Here is an 18,878-nt window from a genome sequence, read left to right as displayed (position 1 = left end):
AAATTGCCGGGTACTTTATCCGCCAAAAGGATCAGATATCGGTTTTCTCGCCGTACTCGCAAAGATCTTCAATCAAACAGGAGCCGCAGCGCGGTTTGCGGGCAATGCAGGTGTAGCGGCCGTGCAGGATCAGCCAGTGGTGGCAGTCTACTCTAAACTCTTTTGGCACCACTTTTAGCAGCTTTTCTTCTACCTGCTCAACGTTCTTCCCCGGCGCGAATTTCGTGCGGTTGCAGACGCGGAAAATATGGGTATCCACGGCGATGGTCGGCCAGCCGAAAGCGGTATTCAGCACCACGTTCGCCGTTTTACGGCCCACACCCGGCAGCGCTTCCAGCGCCTCGCGGCTTTCCGGTACTTCGCCGCCGTGCTGATCCAGCAATATACGGCAGGTTTTAATGACGTTCTCCGCCTTGCTGTTAAACAGGCCGATGGTCTTGATATAGGCTTTTATGCCGTCGACGCCCAGCTCCAGCATGGCGGCGGGCGTATTGGCAACCGGATAGAGCTTTGCGGTCGCCTTGTTAACGCTGACATCGGTGGCCTGCGCCGAGAGCAGCACGGCGATCAGCAGTTCAAAAGGCGTAGTGAAAACCAGTTCCGTAGTGGGATGTGGATTGTTATCGCGCAGCCGCACTAAAATTTGTTGACGTTTATCCTTGTTCACAGCGTGCCCGGTGCTCCTTTCGGCAGGCTGACTTCTGCCGCCCTGCGCGCCGCGCGGGCCTTCATCTTATTATCAATCAGGTACTTCGCGGCCAGCAGCATCCCCAGGCCAATAAACGCGCCCGGCGGCAGCATCGCCAGCAGCATGGGTGAATCAAAATGCACAACCTGCACGCGCAGCACTTTTGCCCACGGGCCAAGCAGCTGATCGGCGCCGTTAAAAATGGTGCCGTTACCGATAATTTCACGCAGTGAGCCCAGCACGAACATCACGCTGGTGGCGCCCAGGCCTATGGCCATGCCGTCCAGCGCGGCCAGCGGCACGCTGCTGCGCGAGGCGACCGCTTCGGCGCGGCCCACCACGATACAGTTGGTGACGATCAGCGGGATAAAGATGCCTAATGACTGATAAAGCCCGTAGGCATAGGCGTTGATCAGCATCTGCACGCAGCTCACCACCGCAGCGATAATCATCACGTAAATCGGAATACGGATATCGGACGGCACCCAGCGGCGCGAGGCGGAAATCGCGCTGTTGGTGCAGGTCAGCACCAGCGTGGTAGCCAGGCCGAGGCCCAGCGCATTGGTGGCGGTAGAGGTAACCGCCAGCAGCGGACACAGGCCCAGCAGCTGAACCAGCGCCGAGTTATTTTTCCACAGCCCGCCGATCAGCAGGGTTTTGGCTTCACTCATTGGAGTCTCCACAGGTTGGCAGCGAGGCAAGCTGCCCCGGCAACGTTTCAACAAATAGCGTAGCGCGTTTTGTCGCGTTCACTACCGCGCGCGGCGTGATGGTGGCGCCGGTAAACTGATCGAAATCGCCGCCGTCTTTTTTCACCGCAAAATGCTTATCATCTTTACCGCTCAGCCTGACGCCGCTGAAGCTTTCAATCCAGTTGGAGATGCGCAGCTCTATTTTATCACCCAGGCCCGGCGTTTCATGGTGTTCCACCACGCGCACGCCCAGTACTTTTCCGTTGAAGTCCGCACCGACCAGCATCTGAATGGCACCAGAATAACCGTCGGGCGCGGTAGTCTCAACCGCTGCCGCCACCGGCCGGTCATCTTTGCGCGCCAGGTACAGGCGGTGTACATCGCTGCCCAGCGCCGGATTAGTGACGCTGTAACACTCCTGCTGAATCGGATTATTATACAGCTCCGGCGGCACCACCTGATCCAGCAGGCTTTTTTGCTGTAGCGTGGTCTGGTGGTCAATAGTTGGTTTGGTCACGCTGTTGATCACTGCGGTCAGACCGGTAGTGACGGCGGCGAACAGCGCCAGCGTCACGCCATTTTTACGAATCGCATCCAGCATTACTTTTCCTTACGATGGCCGTAAACGCGCGGCTGCGTGTAATAGTCGATCAGCGGCACGGTGATATTCGCCAGCAGCACGGCAAACGCCACGCCGTCAGGATAGCCGCCAAAGCTGCGGATAAGCCACACCAGCAGGCCAATCAGCACGCCGTAAAGCAGGCGGCCTTTATTGGTGGTCGAGGCCGTGACCGGGTCGGTGGCGATAAAAAAGGCGCCGAGCATGGTTGCACCTGAGAAAAGGTGGATCGCAGGCGACACCAGGCTTTCAGGCGAAAAGAACCAGCCGAGCGTGGAGAAGAGCGCCAGCGACAGCAGCATACTGGCCGGGATATGCCAGCGAATGCTGTTGGTGAGCAGCAGAAACAGACCGCCGACCAGATAGCCGATATTTACCCACTGCCAGCCCAGGCCGGCAATAACGCCGCTGTAAATGGGTAGGGCATGCAGCTGCTCCGCGCTGTGCCCGGCGCGCAGGCCGGTTTTAAAGGTATCCAGCGGCGTCGCCTGGCTGACGCCGTCTACGCCGATTTGCAGCTGCTGCATAGTGTGGCCATCAAGCGTCGACCCGTGAAAAATCATCTGCAGCGTGTCCCGGAAGGTGGGCGTGACCGACTGCAAAGCGTCCGGCGGCAGCCAGCTGGTCATCTGCACCGGAAAGGAGATCAGCAGCACCACGTAGCCCACCATGGCGGGGTTGAAAGGATTCTGTCCCAGGCCGCCATACAGCTGTTTAGAGATCACCACGGCGAAGAGGGTGCCGATAATTATTACCCACCACGGCGCCAGCGGCGGAATACTGATCGCCAGCAGCAGCGCGGTCAGCAGTGCGGAATTATCGCCCAGCGTTTTGCCTGTCGGCTGCTTGCGCAGCTTAAGGATGGCGGCCTCGGCACCGATGCCCGCCGCGGCGGCAATCGCGATTTGAATGAGGGTGCCCCAGCCGAAAAACCAGCACTGAGCCGCGATGCCGGGCAGGGTAGCCACCAGCACCAGCAGCATAATGGTGCTGGTGCTGCGGCGATTATGGGTGTAAGGCGAACTAGCGATGCGAAAAGCCATTTAATCCTCTTGCGTAGAATGCTGCGCCTTACGCGCTTTAACGCGAGCGATGGCCGCCGCCACTGCCGCTTTGCGGGGATCGTCATGTTCTGACGAAGGTGTAGTCGTCGCCTGCGCGACCGGTTCAGCCGTTGCGGCCGCCTGCTGCTCTTCAACTGTCTGCTCGATATCGTCCGTCGCGGCTGCTTTTGCGGCGGCGGCTTTCTTCGCTTTGGCGCGGGCAATCGCGGCCTCGACGGCGGCCTTGCGTGGATCGACCGGCGCGTCTTCCGGCTGGTCGTTTGCCTGCACGGATGGCGCTTCAACAGCCTGCACGGGCTGGCTTTCTGTCGTCTGCGTCGCGTCGGCAGCAGACGCTTTTGCGGCGGCGGCTTTCTTCGCTTTGGCGCGAGCGACTGCGGCCTCGACGGCGGCCTTGCGCGGATCGACCGGCGCGTCTGTCTGCACGGGTTGCGCTGCGGCGGCCGCTTCGCCTTCCGTCGTCGCTTTTTTCGCTTTGGCACGCGCGATAGCCGCTTCAACTGCTGCCTTACGCGGATCGCCTGCCTGACGCGTTGCCGGTTCCGTTTCGGACTGCGTTTCGGCCTGCTGCGCGCGCGCCTGCGCTTTTCGCGCTTCACGCTGCGCTACAGCCGCCGCGTTTTCCGCAGCCAGCGCGTCTTCGCTGGTTGTCGTCTGTTTCGCTTTCACCCGCTCCAGCGCCGCGTCGACCTCGCCACGATCGCGCTGGCTGACGCTGCGTTTTGCCTGCTGATGACGGTTTTCACGCGCCAGCTTTTCACGTTCCAGACGAGCCTGGCGCGCTTCAAAGCGCGCTTTTGCCTGCGCGGTGCGCTCCGCTTCCAGATCGATAGCGCGGATCTCCGCTTTTTCCTGGCGGTAATATTGCACCAGCGGAATATTGCTGGGGCAGACATAGGCGCAGGCGCCGCACTCAATGCAGTCGTCAATATTGTGCTCGCGCGCCTTATCGTGGTCGCCGCCCCGGCTGTACCAGTAAAGCTGCTGCGGCAGCAGGGCCGCCGGGCAGGCGTCCGCACAGGCGCTACAGCGAATGCAGGATTTTTCCTCTTCGCTATCGCCCATCTCGCTGGCGGAAGGGGCCAGGATACAGTTGGTGATTTTCACTACCGGCACGTCCAGCGTCGGCAGCGTAAAGCCCATCAGCGGGCCGCCCATTACCACCATCTGGCCGGGGCCTGGCGTAAAGTCGGCCTGCTGTAACAGATGGCTGATAGGCGTGCCGATACGTCCCCAGACGTTGCCTGGGCGCTTAACTGCTTCGCCGGTCAGGGTCACCACGCGCTCGGTCAGCGGTTCGCCGTCGATAATGGCGCGTTTGACCGCCCAGGCGGTGCCAACGTTCTGCATCAGCACGCCGATATCGGTGGAGCGGCCGCCGTGCGGCACTTCCAGCCCGGTAAGGATTTTAGTGAGCTGCTTAGCCCCGCCGGAAGGATACTTGGTCGGGATAACCCGGATCTGCATATCCGTCGCGCCGCCCAGCGCTTTTTTCAGCGCGGCGATCGCTTCCGGCTTGTTGTCCTCGATGCCGATCAGCACGCGCTCGGCGTGCAAGACCCAGCCCAGAATACGGCTGCCTTCGATGACCTCGTCCGCGCAGTCCTGCATCAGACGATCGTCGGCAGTGATGTAAGGTTCACACTCGGCCGCATTAATAATCAACGTTTTTACGCCGCGCAGCCCGCCTCTCAGCTTGGTAGCGGTAGGAAAGCCCGCGCCGCCAAGCCCGGCCACGCCGGCCTGATGAATACGCTCAACTATCGCCGCGCGCTCATGCTGGCGATAGTCGGCCAGCGGATGTTTTTCAATCCAGCGATCTTCGCCGTCCGGCGTGATAAAAATACACATTTCTGCCAGCGCGGAGGGGTGCGCCGTCATATGAGGCGCTATATCGTCCACGGTGCCGGAAGTCGGCGCGTGTACCGGCAGCATCCTGCCGCGGCCAAACGTCAACGGCTGACCGCGCAGAACTTTATCACCCGGCTTTACCAGCATTTCGCCTTCGTGGCCGATATGCTGCTTAAGAGGAATAATAAAGTGGGAAGGCAGCGGCAGCTGGCGCAGCGGCGTGCGGCTGGACTGGGTTTTCATTTCCGGCGGATGGATGCCGCCCTGAAAATCCCACAGCTTCTCTTTTTTAAACAGCTTGAACAGGTTACGCATGGCTTTCCACAGAAATGACTTTGACCGGGATGGTTTGCAGATCCCACTTCCAGTTCGCCGTTGTGGTGGCGACCGGACGCATCTCGATGCAGTCAGTCGGGCAGGGCGCGACGCAGAGATCGCAGCCTGTACAGACATCGCTCAGCACGGTATGCATGGCGCGCGTGGCGCCGACGATGGCATCGACAGGGCAGGCCTGAATGCATTTGGTGCAGCCGATACAGTTTGCTTCGTCAATCCACGCGACTTTGCGCTCGGGTTCTCGCGCCGCTTCATCACCCAGCGGCTGTGGCTCGACGTTCAGCAGCGCGGCCAGCTTGAGCATGGTCTGTTCGCCGCCGGGCGCGCACTTGTTGATCTGCTCGCCGTTGTTGCCCACTGCGTCGGCATAGGGGCGACAGCCGGGATAGCCGCACTGTCCGCACTGGCTCTGCGGCAAAATTGCGTCGATCTGCTCGACGATAGGATCTTCTTCAACTTTAAATCGGCGTGAGGCATAGCCCAGCAGGCCGCCGAAAATCAGGCCCAGCACGCTTAATACCGCCACCGCAATCCATACTGCACTCATCAGAATTTCACCAGACCGCTAAAGCCCATAAATGCCAGCGCCATCAGGCCCGCAGTCACCAGCGCGATAGAGGAGCCTTTAAAAGGCGCAGGCACGTCGGCCAGTACCAGCCGCTCGCGGATACCGGCAAACAGCACCATCACCAGCGAAAAGCCGAGGGAGGCGCTGAAACCGTACAGCGCGGCCTGCAAAAAGGTATGGTTCAGGTTAACGCTCAGCAACGGCACGCCAAGCACCGCGCAGTTAGTGGTAATTAGCGGCAGAAAAATGCCCAGCAGCCTGTAGAGATCCGGGCTGGTTTTACGCACCACCATTTCGGTGAACTGCACCACCACCGCGATCACCAGGATATAGGCCATGGTGCGCAGATAAACCAGATCCAGCGGCAGCAGGATCAGATGATTCACCAGCCATGCGCAGATCGAGGCCAGGGTGATCACAAAAGTCGTGGCGAGTCCCATGCCAATCGCCGTTTCCAGTTTTTTGGAAACGCCCATAAAGGGACAGAGGCCGAGAAACTTCACCAGGACGAAGTTGTTCACCAGCACTGTGCCAATAAAAAGAAGCAGGTAGTCGGTCATTTTTACGCCTGAGAAAAAATAAAAGCGGCTTATTATCGGTCATTCGCGGCCGGACAACAACATCAGCGCGCCGTGGAGCGGCAATGACCGCACGGAGAATTAAATTATCGCCTGTTTTTTCGACGCCGAATGCGCCAGAAAACGCGATCAAAGCGTGCAGTATAGCGGAAGGTGGCAGGCCAACCGCCAACGTAGCCTGTCAGAGATAAAAAATTCGGGCGTTGCTCAGGCGAGCGGCAACGGCAGCCCGCCTTGATACAGGTTCAGGTTATAAAAACGCTGAAGGTGGCACAGCGCGCCCGCGGGGGGAAGAGCTGCAGACTAAAGAAGGTAACAGGATCGAAACGGAAAACCTAAACGACATAATGCCAGACGGATTTGGGTACGCAGCCGAGATCGAACAAACGTCCACCCGAAGCCAGTTCAGCACGACGATGATCGGCAGCGCGATACATATCCATAATCTCTTTATTATCGGTCAGAGAATAGTTGAGATGATCAAACAGCTTCTCCAGGGTATCCGGAGAGCTGACTTTACGAAATTTTAACAGATAGTCTTGAACTGTCATGGTTGCCGTTATGATAAGAAATGAGGAGTTTTAAGTATATGACCAGGCAAGGCGCTGTCTATAGTAGAAAATGCACATTCACTGTAAATTCAGAATAAAGAGTAAGGCATTTCCGCATTCCTGCCGCCGTGATTGTCGACTTTAATTAGCATTTACCCGGCTCTTGTTAATAAATGTTATCAGTGTTAATAACCGGATCCAACAGGATGTGGTACTGCTCACAAATTAACGTTTTGCTCTTGCTACAGGCTATTAACGTAAGGCGGCAGATACGGTGCTTCTCTTTGTAATCGTTTTCACGAAGCAGATGGATAAGCGCTTATCTTTATTACACTTATTTAACAATGCCTTTTCCGCGTTGACGCATATTTTATCCATATTCCTTTTTTTACTGAAAATCCCCGCCGTTTTGCCCCGCCTTAATTGCTGAATTTTGTGAGCATTGTCGTAAATGTTTTTTTCTGACTGAGCCACCCTTAAGCGGCAATAACACCCGGATAATGACCCCCGTCAGAGGAACAGACCCTATGTGGAAACGTTTACTTTTAACCACGCTGATTGGCGCGGCGCTGAGCGGTAACGCGCTGGCAGAAAACCTAACGGTTGGCTTTTCTCAGGTTGGCTCCGAATCGGGCTGGCGAGCGGCGGAAACCAGCATGGCCAAAAGCGAAGCGCAAAAGCGCGGCATCACGCTGAAAATTGCCGATGGACAGCAAAAGCAGGAAAATCAAATCAAGGCGGTGCGCTCGTTTATTGCTCAGGGCGTGGACGCTATCTTTATCGCGCCCGTGGTACAAACGGGGTGGGAACCAGTGCTTGAGGAAGCTAAAGACGCCAAAATCCCCGTGTTCCTGCTGGATCGCGCTATCGTGGTGAAGGATAAATCGCTTTATATGTCAGTCGTCACGGCGGATAACGTGCTGGAAGGCAAGCTGATTGGCGACTGGCTGGTCAAAGAGCTGGCCGGTAAACCCTGTAATGTTGTTGAGCTACAGGGCACCGTCGGCGCCAGCGTGGCGATAGATCGCAAAAAAGGCTTTGCCGAGGCCATTGCCAACGCGCCCGGCATTAAAATTGTGCGCTCGCAGTCCGGCGACTTTACCCGCAGCAAAGGTAAAGAAGTTATGGAGAGCTTTATTAAAGCGGAAAACAACGGCAAGAACATTTGCATGGTTTACGCCCACAATGACGATATGGCGATTGGTGCCATTCAGGCCATTAAAGAAGCCGGCCTTAAGCCGGGCAAAGATATTCTGACCGGCTCGATTGATGGCGTGCCGGATATTTACAAGGCGATGCTGGCAGGCGAGGCTAATGCTAACGTCGAGCTGACGCCTGATATGGCAGGCCCGGCATTCGACGCGCTGGAGAAATTCCGCAAGAACGGCACCCAGCCGCCCAAAATTATCAAAACCGAATCGAGGCTCTTTTTGCCAGCCGACGCCCAAGCCCAGCTGGATAAGAAAAAAGGAATGGGTTACTGACACCTTTGCCGTCCGCCTGGCGGACGGCGCTGCTTTCGAGGCCAGCCATGACCAGCTCATCGCAAACACTGCCGCTGCTCAGCATCAGCGGACTGAGTAAAAGTTTTCCCGGCGTCAAAGCGCTGGCAGGCGTTTCTTTCGATCTACAGGGCGGCGAAATCATGGCGCTGCTGGGCGAGAACGGCGCGGGTAAATCTACCCTGATTAAAGTATTGACCGGCGTTTACCGGCGCGATGCGGGCACCGTTAAGCTGGCAGGCCAGGCTATCGATCCGCGCAGCACGGCGGAGGCCCAGCAGGCGGGGATCGGTACCGTCTATCAGGAGGTCAATCTGTTGCCCAATATGTCGGTGGCGGACAACCTGTTTATCGGGCGCGAACCGCGACGACTGGGCATGATCGATCGTCGCCGCATGAATAAAGAAGCGCGAATGCTGCTGCACAATTACGGCTTTGAGCTGGACGTGACGCGCCCGCTTGGACACTATTCAGTCGCGATGCAGCAGATTATTGCTATCTGCCGCGCGGTCGATCTCTCCGCCCAGGTGCTGATCCTTGATGAGCCAACGGCCAGCCTGGACGCCAGCGAAGTGACGATGCTGTTTACGCTGATGAACCAGCTGCGCGCGCGCGGTATGGGGTTGATTTTTGTTACCCATTTTCTGGATCAGGTTTACAAAATTTGCGATCGCATCACCGTGCTGCGCAACGGCCAGTTTGTCGCTACGCGAGAAACGCACGCGCTGCCGCAAATCGAGCTGATTAAGCTGATGCTGGGGCGCGAACTGCTGGAAACCGCCCTTCAGCGCGCGGGCAGCACCTTAAAAAGCCATCAGCCGGTGGTGGAATTCAAAGATTACGGCAGGAAAGGGACGATAGAGCCCTTCAGCCTTAGCGTTCGTCCCGGCGAGGCCGTTGGTCTTGCCGGTCTGCTGGGCTCCGGACGCACGGAAACCGCAGAGCTGCTGTTCGGCATTAAAAGCGCCGACAGCGGCAGCGCCTTCATCAGGGGAAAACCTCGCGCTATCCGCACCCCCGCGCAGGCCTCGCGCGCGGGGATCGGCTTCTGTCCCGAGGATCGTAAAACCGACGGCATTATCGGCGCGGCCTCCGTGCGGGAAAATATTATTCTGGCGCTACAGGCCCAGCGCGGCTGGCTCAGACCGATCGCCAAACGCGAGCAGCAGCAAATAGCCGAACGCTATATCAAAAGCTTAGGTATTCGCACGCCGCATGCCGAACAGCCGGTGGAGCTGCTGTCCGGCGGCAATCAGCAAAAGGTACTGCTCTCCCGCTGGCTGGTGACAAAACCGCAGTTTCTGATCCTGGACGAGCCGACGCGCGGCATTGACGTTGGCGCGCACGCGGAGATTATCCGGCTAATCGAAACGCTTTGCGCGGATGGCCTGGCGCTGCTGGTGATCTCTTCTGAACTGGAGGAACTGGTCGGCTATGCGGACAGGGTGATTATCCTGCGGGATCGCCGACAGGTTGCGGAGATCCCGCTGGAGGATCTCTCTGTCACCTCTGTGGTTAAGGCAATAGCCGCCGGAGGAACCCATGCTTGAGACACGGCTGATGAAAAAAAACGCTTCGGCACGGAAACTCCCGCCGGGGATGCCGCAGCTCGCCGCGCTGATCCTGGTGCTGCTTGCGGACAGCCTGGTGGCAAATAATTTCTTTGCCGTGCATCTTCAGGACGGGCGGCTGTTCGGCAGCCCGATTGATATTCTTAATCGGGCCGCGCCGGTAGCGCTGCTTGCGATCGGGATGACGCTGGTGATTGCCACCGGCGGCATCGACCTGTCGGTAGGCGCGGTGATGGCGATTGCCGGGGCCACGGCGGCCACGCTAACCGTTTCCGGACACAGCCTGCCGGTAATCGTGCTCGCCTCGCTGGGCAGCGGGCTGCTGTGCGGCTTGTGGAACGGCGTGCTGGTGGCGCTGTTAAAAATCCAGCCTTTTGTGGCAACGCTGATTTTAATGGTGGCCGGGCGTGGCGTCGCCCAGCTGATTACCCAGGGACAAATCGTCACTTTTAACAGCGACTCGCTGGCGCAGCTGGGCAGCGGCACGCTGTTGCTGCTGCCGGTGCCGGTATGGATAACCCTGGCGGTGGCTCTGCTGGTGTGGCTGCTGGCAAGAAAAACCGCACTGGGCATGTTTATCGAAGCGGTAGGGATTAACCTGCGCGCCGCGCGCAACGCCGGGGTCAACGGCTGGGCGGTGGTAATGACAACCTATATCATCAGCGGGCTGTGTGCCGCCGTGGCGGGGCTGATTGTCGCGGCTGATATTCGCGGCGCGGATGCCAATAATGCCGGACTGTGGCTGGAGCTGGACGCTATCCTCGCGGTGGTTATCGGCGGTGCTTCGCTGCTGGGCGGACGCTTTAACCTGCTGCTGTCGCTGCTGGGCGCGCTGACTATTCAGGCCATGAATACCGGCATTCTGCTTTCCGGCTTTCCGCCGGAGCTGAACCAGGTGGTGAAAGCCGTCGTGGTGATGGCGGTGCTGCTGCTCCAGTCGCCCGCGTTTCTGCAACTGTTTAAAAAGAGGTCGCCGTGATTAAACGCTATTTGCCGCTAATGATTACGCTGCTGGTTTTTGTGGCGGGCTACCTGTTCTGCCTGGCGCAGTATCCCGGCTTCGCTTCCACTCGCGTTATCGCTAATATCCTGACCGATAACGCCTTTCTGGGGATTATCGCCGTCGGCATGACTTTTGTGATCCTCTCCGGCGGCATCGATCTGTCGCCGGGCGCGGTGATCGCTTTTACCGGCGTTTTCCTGGCGCGGGCCATTGGGGATTTTCATCTCGATCCCTGGCTGGCGTTTGCGCTGGTGATGGCGCTCGGCTCGGCGTTCGGCGCGCTAATGGGCTGGCTAATCGACGCGCTGAAAATGCCTGCTTTTATTATCACGCTGGCAGGCATGTTTTTTCTGCGCGGCAGCAGCTACCTGGTGTCGGAAAGCTCGATCCCCATCGATCATCCGCTGTACGGCACGCTCTCTTCGCTGGCCTGGAAAATTCCCGGCGGCGGGAGGCTCAGCCTGCTGGCGCTGGTTATGCTGGTGGTGGTCGCGGCGGGGATCCTGCTGGCGCACCGTACGCGCTTTGGCAACGAAGTCTATGCTATCGGCGGCAATATAACTTCTGCTCGCCTGATGGGGATCGGCACGCGCAGCGCTACCGTGCGTATCTATATGCTCTCTTCAGCGCTGGCGACGCTGGCGGGCATCGTGTTTTCTGTCTATACCTCGGCCGGTTACGCGCTGGCCGGCATGGGCGTAGAGCTGGACGCCATCGCGTCGGTGGTGATCGGCGGGACGCTGCTTTCCGGCGGCGTCGGCACGGTGCTCGGCACGCTGTTTGGCGTGCTGATCCAGGGATTGATCCAGACCTGGATTAACTTTGACGGTTCGCTCAGCTCATGGTGGACCAAAATCGCCATCGGCATCCTGCTGTTTACTTTTATCGCGCTGCAAAGGCTGCTGACGGCAGTCTGGGATCGCCAGCAAAATGCGCCGGTGAAACGCTTGAGCTGACCTGGCTGAACCAGGCCTGCCTGCGCTGGGACGTCAGATCGCTTTTTCACGGCGGCTGCCCCAAACACCGCTTTCTTTACGCTAAAGGAGATCGGCCGCAAAACTATCCCTGCGCGGGACCGGTGCATTACCGGCACGTGCTGCCGATAGTGCAGCAGAGACTCCCGCTGGCGCAGCAGGGAAAAAGCGTGGCGCAGCTGCAAAAAAGCAACAGGCGATTTTACCGGGAGCTGCGCCCCGCAACCAAACAAACGAGCGCACAGGTCGCCGCTGTCCTGTTACGATCGCGGAGGATCAGTCATAAAGAAAACCGCGCTGGCGCTCTGCTGCACGGTAGGGTATCAACCCGCTACGGCGGCTCCTCTGCCTGTGGCAGGCGCGTCGGCAAAACCCAATATCGTTTATATCCTGCTGGCCAACACTATCGCCATCGCCATGGGCGATAACGGCTTTATGTCCGGCGAGCGTGGCCTGATCGATAAAATGCGCCGACTACTTTTGCCGTCCGCACGCCGCAGTATAAAAATATTCAGTACTGCGGTATCCGGGATAAAGAAAAGCTGTACGATATCGCCAAAGATCCGCATGCGAAGCATACCGCGGGATAAATATAACGGCGTGCTGCCGGGAGCTGTATCAGAAAAAGAAAGTAGGCGAGCAGGTGTTCGCCTACTTTGAAAAAACGGAGACGCTGATCCACCCACTGCTCCAGTAGTCAGCCCGATAAAGCGGGGAATCCCAGCGTCAGGTAAAAGAAAAGCCCCGACGTCTCCGTTGGGGCTTTATATACTTGTCAGACCGGCAGGCTTAACGCTGATTCAGCCGGTAGTACGCCTCGTTCCAGCGCAGCGCGTCTTTAAAACCGTGCAGCGTGGTTTCTTCGTCAATCACCAACACCTCAATACCGTGCATCTCGCCGTACTGACGCATATCCTCAACCGTCAGCGCCTGGCTGAACACCGTATGGTGCGCGCCGCCGCCGAGGATCCAGGTTTCCGAGGCCGTTGCCAGCGAAGGCTGCGCGCGCCACAGGGCGCGGGCTACCGGCAGTTTTGGCAGCGGCTTTGGCTGTTCCACGGCGTCGACGACGTTAACCAGCAGGCGGAAGCGGTCGCCCATATCGATCACGCTGGCGTTCACGGCGCGTCCGGCCGGCGTGGAGAAAATCATCCGTGCCGGATCGGCCTTGCCGCCAATGCCCAGATACTGCACGTCAATCAGCGGACGGCTTTCTTTGGCGATGGAAGGGCAGACTTCCAGCATATGCGAACCCAGTACCAGCTCGTTGCCCGGCGAGAAGTGATAGGTATAATCCTCCATAAAGGAGGTGCCGCCCGGCAGACCGGTCGCCATCACTTTAAAGATGTGCAGCAGCGCGGCGGTTTTCCAGTCGCCTTCGCCGGCAAAACCGTAGCCCTGGCCCATCAGTCGCTGTACCGCCAGACCCGGCAGCTGAGTCATGCCGTGCAGGGTCTGGAAGTTGGTGGTGAACGCCATGCAGCCTTCGGCCTGCAAAAAGCTTTTGATCCCCAGCTCGATGCGGGCCGCATCCAGCACGTTCTGTCGCTTCTCGCCGTTGGCTGCCGCCGCTGGCGTAAAGTCATACAGGCTCTCGTATTCGTCGATCAGCGCGTTGACGTCGCCATCGCTGACGCCGTTAATCACCTCCACCAGGTCGCCCACGCCCCAGCCGTTAACCGAGTAGCCGAACTGGATCTGCGCCGCTACCTTATCGCCTTCCGTTACCGCTACTTCACGCATATTGTCGCCAAAGCGCGCGACCTTAAGCTGCGCGCTGGCCTGTTTAGCGGCAGCGGCACGCATCCACTTGCCGATGCGCTCCTGGGCGGCTTTATCCTGCCAGTGGCCGGTGATCACGCTGTGCGGTAGCCGCATCCGCGCGCCGATAAAGCCGAACTCACGGCCGCCGTGTGCGGTCTGGTTCAGGTTCATAAAGTCCATATCCATGCTGTCCCACGGGATCTCCGCGTTGAACTGGGTATGGAACTGCAACAGCGGCTTGTTAAGCACCGACAGGCCGCCAATCCACATTTTGGCGGGCGAAAAGGTATGCAGCCAGGTGATGATGCCTAAACACTCATCGGCATAGTTCGCCTCGCGGCAGAGCGCCAGCGCCTCATCGGGGCTTTTCACCAGCGGCTTAAGCTGAAGACGAAACGGCAGATTGCCGTTGCGGTTAAGCCCGTCCACCACCTGCTGGGCATGATGCTCCACCTGACGCAGCGTCTCACTGCCGTAAAGGTGCTGTGTGCCAATAACAAACCAGACGCTGAGCGCATTGAGCTGAGCCATACTTTCTCCTTAACTGTTGAGCTGGCGCGGGGCGAACAGGGGTTCGGCCACGTCGCACCATTGAAGGTAACGCTGATAAAGCTGCTGATAGCGGTCGACGCGGCTGGCGTCGGGCTGCAGCGTGGTAGCGATTGGGCTGGCCATTTTCTGCTGGGCGGCAGGTACGTCGGGATAGACGCCGGCGGCCACGGCGGCAAAAATCGCCGCGCCCAGCGCACAGCATTCGTCCGACGCAACGATATCCAGCGGTCGGTTCATCACGTCGCAGCAGACCTGCATAATAGCCGGGGATTTACGGGCGATACCGCCCAGGGTCAGGATGTTTTCCACCGGAATATCCTGACGCTCGAAACATTCCATAATGGCGCGTGCGCCAAAGGCGGTGGCGGCGATAAAACCGCCGAACAGCGTGGCCGCGTCGGTGCCCAGGTTGAGATCGGTAATGACGCCTTTCAGGCGCTGGTTGGCAAAAGGTGTGCGGCGGCCGTTAAACCAGTCCAGCACCACCGGCAGATGATCCAGCTGCGGATCGGCAGCCCAGGCCTGAGTTAATTCATTGAGCAGATTTTTCTGCACCTGCGCCAGCTCCGCCTGAAGATGCGGATGCTTTTCGGCGGCCTGAATTAACGGCCAGCTGAGCAGGCGGCTGAACCAGGCGTACATATCGCCAAACGCCGACTGGCCCGCTTCCAGCCCGATCATATTCGGCACCACGCTGCCGTTGACCTGGCCGCAGATACCGTCAATGGCGCGCTCACCGACGCGGTCAACATCGGCGATCAGGATGTCGCAGGTTGAGGTGCCGATCACTTTTACCAGCGTGTAAGGCGTGGCGCCTGCGCCGACGGCGCCCATATGGCAGTCGAACTCACCGCCGGAAATCATCACGCCAGTCGGCACGCCAAGCCGCGTCGCCCATTCCGCCGTAATCTGTCCTACGGGCTGTTCGGCCGTCCAGGTTTCGCTGAACATCGGCGTGTCCAGGCGTTCCGTCAGCAGCGGATCCAGCGCGTTAAAGAAATCCGCGCCCGGCAGGCCGCCCCAGGCAGGATGCCACAGCGATTTATGCCCGGCAGCGCAGCGTCCACGGCGGATCGCTTCTGGCGCCGTAGTGCCGCTGAGCAGGGCGGGCACCCAGTCGCACAGCTCCACCCAGGCGACCGCCGCTTCGCGCACCGCTTTATCCTCACGGCTGACGTGCAGGATTTTTGCCCAGAACCACTCCGAGGAGTAGGTACCGCCAATAAAGCGCGCATAGTCCTCGAAACGCCCGCTGTGGCACAGCGCGGTAATTTCTTCCGCCTCTTTAATGGCCGTATGATCTTTCCACAGCACAAACATAGCGTTGGGGTTTTCGGCGAATTCCGGGCGCAGCGCCAGAACGTTGCCGTCGCGATCGATGGGCGCTGGCGTGGAGCCAGTGGAATCAACGCCGATCCCCACGATGTTCTGACGCTGAGCGGGCGTTAATTTAGTGACAACGTCACGTATAGCCTGCTCAAAGGCGTCGATATAGTCCTGCGGATGATGACGAAACTGATTAATGCGGCTCTGGCTATACAGACCCGCCTGCCAGCGCGGATAGGCGACGACTCCGGTTTGCAGCTCTTTACCGCTTGCGCACTCTACTGCCAACGCGCGTACGGAATCACTGCCAAAGTCCAGACCGATTGTGATGGCGTCCAACTGCATTTTTCTCTCCGGGCGGTCAATGAATACGATATGACTACCCTAAGAAATCGCGCGCCAGGCGGTTAGGCTGAAGGGCGCTGCAAATATGCACTTTTCTGTCGTCGCACAGCGTTTTGTGACCGACTTCAAATGTTTGATTTGTGTTAATTTTGCTAAATATATGGATTAAACAGCTAAAAGCTCAGGGTGTGATAGCGCTCTCCCTTTCTACGCATCTTTACCATTACAACTAGCGCTTATCGGCGTCTACGCTAATGCCGAATATGCTGGCGTTACAGCGTGCCAGGACCGAATGATACCGTTTACATTAAACCGCCAAAAGCGGGCACTGAGCCGGAGAGCCTCATGCACAAATTTACTCAGGCGTTAGCCATCGCTGGCCTCGCCGCCGTTATGTCACATTCAGCTATCGCTGACACCATGAAGCTGGGTTTTTTAGTCAAGCAGCCGGAAGAACCCTGGTTTCAGACCGAATGGAAGTTCGCCGATAAGGCGGGCAAAGATTTAGGCTTTGAGGTGATCAAAATCGCCGTGCCGGACGGTGAAAAAACGCTGAACGCTATCGACAGCCTGGCCGCAAGCGGCGCGAAGGGCTTCGTGATCTGCACGCCCGATCCTAAACTCGGTTCCGCCATCGTGGCGAAGGCCCGCAGTTACGATCTGAAAGTGATTGCCGTTGACGATCAGTTTGTTACGGCCAAAGGCAAGCCGATGGATACGGTGCCGCTGGTGATGATGGCGGCGACCAAAATTGGCGAGCGTCAGGGGCAGGAACTGTATAAGGAGATGAAAAAGCGCGGCTGGGACGCGAAAGAAACGGGCGTGATGGCGATTACGGCGGACGAGCTGGATACGGCGCGTCGCCGCACCAGTGGGTCAGTGGACGCGCTGAAGGCGGAAGGCTTCCCGGAAGCGCAGATTTATAAAGTCCCCACCAAATCCAACGATATCCCCGGCGCTTTCGACGCGGGCAACTCGCTGCTGGTGCAGCATCCGGAAGTGAAACACTGGCTGATTGTCGGCATGAATGACAACACCGTCCTCGGCGGCGTGCGCGCAACCGAAGGCCAGGGCTTTAAGGCACCGGACGTGATCGGCATCGGCATTAACGGCGTGGACGCCATCAGCGAACTCTCCAAAGGCAAGGCGACCGGTTTCTTCGGTTCGCTGCTGCCAAGCCCGGACGTACACGGTTATAAAAGCATTCAGATGCTCCACGACTGGGTGACCAAAGACGCCGAGCCGCCGAAGTTTACCGAAGTCACCGATGTGGTGCTGATCACCCGCGACAACTTTAAAACCGAGCTGGCTAAAAAAGGCCTGATGTAATCGGACGGGGGCCGCGCTGCGGCCCCCGGTGCACCTTATAACGAGGAATGACCATGGCATCCCCGTATCTGAGCTTTCACAATATCGGCAAAACCTTTCCCGGCGTTAAGGCGCTGACGGATATCAGCTTCGACTGCGCGGCGGGTCAGGTGCACGCCCTGATGGGCGAAAACGGCGCGGGCAAATCGACGCTGTTGAAGATCCTGAGCGGCAGCTATCAACCGTCCAGCGGCGAGATCCGCCTGAAAGGCCAACCGGTTAATTTTGCCAATACGCTCGACGCGCTTAACGCGGGCGTGGCGATTATCTATCAGGAGCTGCATCTGGTGCCGGAAATGTCGGTAGCGGAGAACATTTATCTGGGCCAGCTACCGCAGCGCGCGGGCTTTGTTAACCGCTCGCTGCTGCGTTACGAAGCGGGATTACAGCTAAAAAACTTAGGGATGGATATCGATCCCGATACGCCGCTGAAGTCGCTGTCGCTTGGCCAGTGGCAGATGGTGGAGATTGCCAAAGCGCTGGCGAGAAATGCCAAAGTCATCGCTTTTGACGAGCCGACCAGTTCGCTCTCCGCCCGTGAAATCGAGCAGCTGTTCCGCGTGATCCGCCAGCTGCGCGACGAGGGGAAAGTGGTGCTGTATGTTTCGCACCGTATGGAGGAAATTTTCGCGCTCAGCGACGCCATTACCGTCTTTAAAGACGGCCGCTACGTACGAACCTTTCAGGATGTCGGTGCCACCAGCCATGATGAACTGGTGCAGGCGATGGTTGGCCGCGAAATTGGCGATATATACGGCTACGCGCCGCGTAAAACCGGCGAGGTGCGCCTGAAGCTGGATAACGTGCAGGCCAAAGGCGTGCGGACGCCGATCTCGCTGGAGGTGCGCGCGGGCGAAATCGTCGGTCTGTTTGGTCTGGTGGGCGCGGGCCGCAGCGAGTTGCTGAAAGGGTTGTTCGGCGGCACGCGCATCAGCGGTGGCGAAGTGCAGCTTGACGGCAAAGCGTTAACCATTCGCGAGCCGTCCGACGCTATCCGCGCCGGGATCCTGCTCTGTCCAGAGGATCGTAAGGCGGACGGCATCATCGCGGTGCATTCCGTCCGCGATAACATCAATATCAGCGCGCGGCGTAATAACCTGACCGCCGGCTGTCTGATCGACAACCAGTGGGAAAGTAAAAACGCCGCCAGCCATATTCGCTCGCTGAATATCAAAACCCCCGGCGCCGACCAGCTGATCATGAATCTTTCCGGCGGCAACCAGCAAAAGGCGATCCTGGGGCGCTGGCTGTCGGAAGAGATGAAGGTGATCCTGCTGGATGAGCCGACCCGAGGCATCGACGTCGGTGCCAAGAATGAAATTTACCGTTTGATTTACGCGCTGGCGGAAGAGGGCATCGCCGTGCTCTTCGCCTCCAGCGATTTACCGGAAGTGATGGGGCTGGCCGATCGCATTCTCGTGATGCGCGAGGGCGCCATCGCGGGCGAGCTAAGCCATCAGGAAGCCACTGAAGCCCTGACGCTGGCGCTTGCCATGCCGAAAACCACGCAGCGCGTAGCCTGACTT

The 18,878-nt window shown here is 58.5% G+C and carries 17 protein-coding genes; 7 read left to right on the top strand and 10 right to left on the bottom strand.

The genetic code is table 11. The annotated features are described in order from the left end of the window. Positions 1–31 precede the first annotated feature (31 nt). The 8 genes from nth to ydgT all read right to left on the bottom strand — a co-directional run bounded on the left by nth (position 32) and on the right by ydgT (position 6,947). Positions 32–667 carry an endonuclease III gene (nth, locus tag EGK14_RS16130; protein ID WP_125290118.1) on the bottom strand — a complete coding sequence of 212 codons (636 nt, stop codon included), beginning with the start codon at positions 665–667 and terminating at the stop codon, positions 32–34. Then, positions 664–1,359, bottom strand: a complete 696-nt coding sequence (locus EGK14_RS16125; protein WP_125290117.1) for an electron transport complex subunit E — start codon at positions 1,357–1,359, stop codon at positions 664–666. The genes nth and EGK14_RS16125 overlap by 4 nt, the downstream gene beginning before the upstream one ends. Continuing rightward, positions 1,352–1,981 (bottom strand): electron transport complex subunit RsxG, encoded by a 630-nt coding sequence (gene rsxG, locus EGK14_RS16120; RefSeq protein ID WP_125290116.1) that lies wholly within the window; start codon positions 1,979–1,981, stop codon positions 1,352–1,354. The genes EGK14_RS16125 and rsxG overlap by 8 nt, the downstream gene beginning before the upstream one ends. Next, positions 1,981–3,042, bottom strand: coding sequence for an electron transport complex subunit RsxD (rsxD, locus tag EGK14_RS16115; protein WP_125290115.1), 1,062 nt, complete (start codon positions 3,040–3,042; stop codon positions 1,981–1,983). Before rsxD ends, rsxG begins: the two co-directional genes overlap by 1 nt. Next, positions 3,043–5,229 (bottom strand): electron transport complex subunit RsxC, encoded by a 2,187-nt coding sequence (rsxC, locus tag EGK14_RS16110; RefSeq protein WP_125290114.1) that lies wholly within the window; start codon positions 5,227–5,229, stop codon positions 3,043–3,045. Continuing rightward, positions 5,222–5,797 carry an electron transport complex subunit RsxB gene (gene rsxB / locus EGK14_RS16105; RefSeq protein ID WP_125290113.1) on the bottom strand — a complete coding sequence of 192 codons (576 nt, stop codon included), beginning with the start codon at positions 5,795–5,797 and terminating at the stop codon, positions 5,222–5,224. Before rsxB ends, rsxC begins: the two co-directional genes overlap by 8 nt. Further along, positions 5,797–6,378: an electron transport complex subunit RsxA gene (gene rsxA, locus EGK14_RS16100; RefSeq protein ID WP_067710437.1), complete on the bottom strand. Its 582-nt coding sequence runs from the start codon at positions 6,376–6,378 to the stop codon at positions 5,797–5,799. The genes rsxB and rsxA overlap by 1 nt, the downstream gene beginning before the upstream one ends. Before the next feature lie 353 nt (positions 6,379–6,731). Then, positions 6,732–6,947: a transcription modulator YdgT gene (gene ydgT, locus EGK14_RS16095; protein WP_125290112.1), complete on the bottom strand. Its 216-nt coding sequence runs from the start codon at positions 6,945–6,947 to the stop codon at positions 6,732–6,734. A 527-nt stretch (positions 6,948–7,474) separates the two neighbouring features. Here ydgT and ytfQ point away from each other — a divergent pair. The 5 genes from ytfQ (at position 7,475) to EGK14_RS16070 (ending at position 12,657) form a co-directional block, all read left to right on the top strand. Next, complete coding sequence (ytfQ, locus tag EGK14_RS16090) at positions 7,475–8,431, top strand: galactofuranose ABC transporter, galactofuranose-binding protein YtfQ (RefSeq protein ID WP_125290111.1); 957 nt, start codon at positions 7,475–7,477, stop codon at positions 8,429–8,431. Positions 8,432–8,478: 47 nt separating this feature from the next. Then, complete coding sequence (ytfR, locus tag EGK14_RS16085; protein WP_125290110.1) at positions 8,479–9,999, top strand: galactofuranose ABC transporter, ATP-binding protein YtfR; 1,521 nt, start codon at positions 8,479–8,481, stop codon at positions 9,997–9,999. Beyond that, positions 9,992–10,999: a galactofuranose ABC transporter, ATP-binding protein YtfT gene (gene ytfT / locus EGK14_RS16080; protein ID WP_125290109.1), complete on the top strand. Its 1,008-nt coding sequence runs from the start codon at positions 9,992–9,994 to the stop codon at positions 10,997–10,999. The genes ytfR and ytfT overlap by 8 nt, the downstream gene beginning before the upstream one ends. Then, complete coding sequence (yjfF, locus tag EGK14_RS16075; protein WP_125290108.1) at positions 10,996–11,979, top strand: galactofuranose ABC transporter, permease protein YjfF; 984 nt, start codon at positions 10,996–10,998, stop codon at positions 11,977–11,979. The genes ytfT and yjfF overlap by 4 nt, the downstream gene beginning before the upstream one ends. A gap of 369 nt (positions 11,980–12,348) precedes the next feature. Further along, a complete protein-coding gene (locus tag EGK14_RS16070) occupies positions 12,349–12,657 on the top strand; it encodes a hypothetical protein (RefSeq protein ID WP_125290107.1) in 309 nt (102 codons plus the stop codon). A gap of 129 nt (positions 12,658–12,786) precedes the next feature. Here EGK14_RS16070 and araA read toward each other — a convergent pair whose 3' ends face one another. Both araA and EGK14_RS16060 read right to left on the bottom strand, forming a co-directional pair. Continuing rightward, on the bottom strand, positions 12,787–14,292 hold the full coding sequence (gene araA, locus EGK14_RS16065; RefSeq protein WP_125290106.1) for an L-arabinose isomerase: 1,506 nt from the start codon (positions 14,290–14,292) through the stop codon (positions 12,787–12,789). A gap of 9 nt (positions 14,293–14,301) precedes the next feature. Continuing rightward, the gene (locus EGK14_RS16060; RefSeq protein ID WP_125290105.1) at positions 14,302–15,984 is read right to left on the bottom strand and encodes a ribulokinase; all 1,683 of its coding nucleotides are present in this window, start codon (positions 15,982–15,984) and stop codon (positions 14,302–14,304) included. Positions 15,985–16,329: 345 nt separating this feature from the next. Here EGK14_RS16060 and EGK14_RS16055 point away from each other — a divergent pair, with 345 nt between their 5' ends. Together EGK14_RS16055 and araG are read left to right on the top strand one after the other, a co-directional pair. Beyond that, a complete protein-coding gene (locus tag EGK14_RS16055) occupies positions 16,330–17,313 on the top strand; it encodes an arabinose ABC transporter substrate-binding protein (protein ID WP_125290104.1) in 984 nt (327 codons plus the stop codon). Between the two features lie 47 nt (positions 17,314–17,360). Beyond that, a complete protein-coding gene (gene araG / locus EGK14_RS16050) occupies positions 17,361–18,875 on the top strand; it encodes an L-arabinose ABC transporter ATP-binding protein AraG (RefSeq protein WP_125290103.1) in 1,515 nt (504 codons plus the stop codon). Positions 18,876–18,878: the final 3 nt, after the last annotated feature.

It is taken from the genome of Erwinia sp. 198, from assembly GCF_003937915.1.
In the GTDB taxonomy this organism is placed as follows: domain Bacteria; phylum Pseudomonadota; class Gammaproteobacteria; order Enterobacterales; family Enterobacteriaceae; genus Erwinia; species Erwinia aeris.
Note: the sequence above shows the minus strand (reverse complement) of the source record. Positions and strands in the feature narration are given on the sequence as shown.

Coding starts and splice junctions, on each gene's coding strand:
- EGK14_RS16055 (WP_125290104.1), top strand. CDS start 16,330: ATGCACAAATTTACTCAGGCGTTAGCCATCGCTGGCCTCGCCGCCGTT.
- EGK14_RS16060 (WP_125290105.1), bottom strand. CDS start 15,984: ATGCAGTTGGACGCCATCACAATCGGTCTGGACTTTGGCAGTGATTCC.
- rsxC (WP_125290114.1), bottom strand. CDS start 5,229: ATGCGTAACCTGTTCAAGCTGTTTAAAAAAGAGAAGCTGTGGGATTTT.
- ytfQ (WP_125290111.1), top strand. CDS start 7,475: ATGTGGAAACGTTTACTTTTAACCACGCTGATTGGCGCGGCGCTGAGC.
- rsxG (WP_125290116.1), bottom strand. CDS start 1,981: ATGCTGGATGCGATTCGTAAAAATGGCGTGACGCTGGCGCTGTTCGCC.
- ytfR (WP_125290110.1), top strand. CDS start 8,479: ATGACCAGCTCATCGCAAACACTGCCGCTGCTCAGCATCAGCGGACTG.
- ytfT (WP_125290109.1), top strand. CDS start 9,992: ATGCTTGAGACACGGCTGATGAAAAAAAACGCTTCGGCACGGAAACTC.
- rsxD (WP_125290115.1), bottom strand. CDS start 3,042: ATGGCTTTTCGCATCGCTAGTTCGCCTTACACCCATAATCGCCGCAGC.
- araG (WP_125290103.1), top strand. CDS start 17,361: ATGACCATGGCATCCCCGTATCTGAGCTTTCACAATATCGGCAAAACC.
- EGK14_RS16125 (WP_125290117.1), bottom strand. CDS start 1,359: ATGAGTGAAGCCAAAACCCTGCTGATCGGCGGGCTGTGGAAAAATAAC.
- araA (WP_125290106.1), bottom strand. CDS start 14,292: ATGGCTCAGCTCAATGCGCTCAGCGTCTGGTTTGTTATTGGCACACAG.
- ydgT (WP_125290112.1), bottom strand. CDS start 6,947: ATGACAGTTCAAGACTATCTGTTAAAATTTCGTAAAGTCAGCTCTCCG.
- rsxB (WP_125290113.1), bottom strand. CDS start 5,797: ATGAGTGCAGTATGGATTGCGGTGGCGGTATTAAGCGTGCTGGGCCTG.
- rsxA (WP_067710437.1), bottom strand. CDS start 6,378: ATGACCGACTACCTGCTTCTTTTTATTGGCACAGTGCTGGTGAACAAC.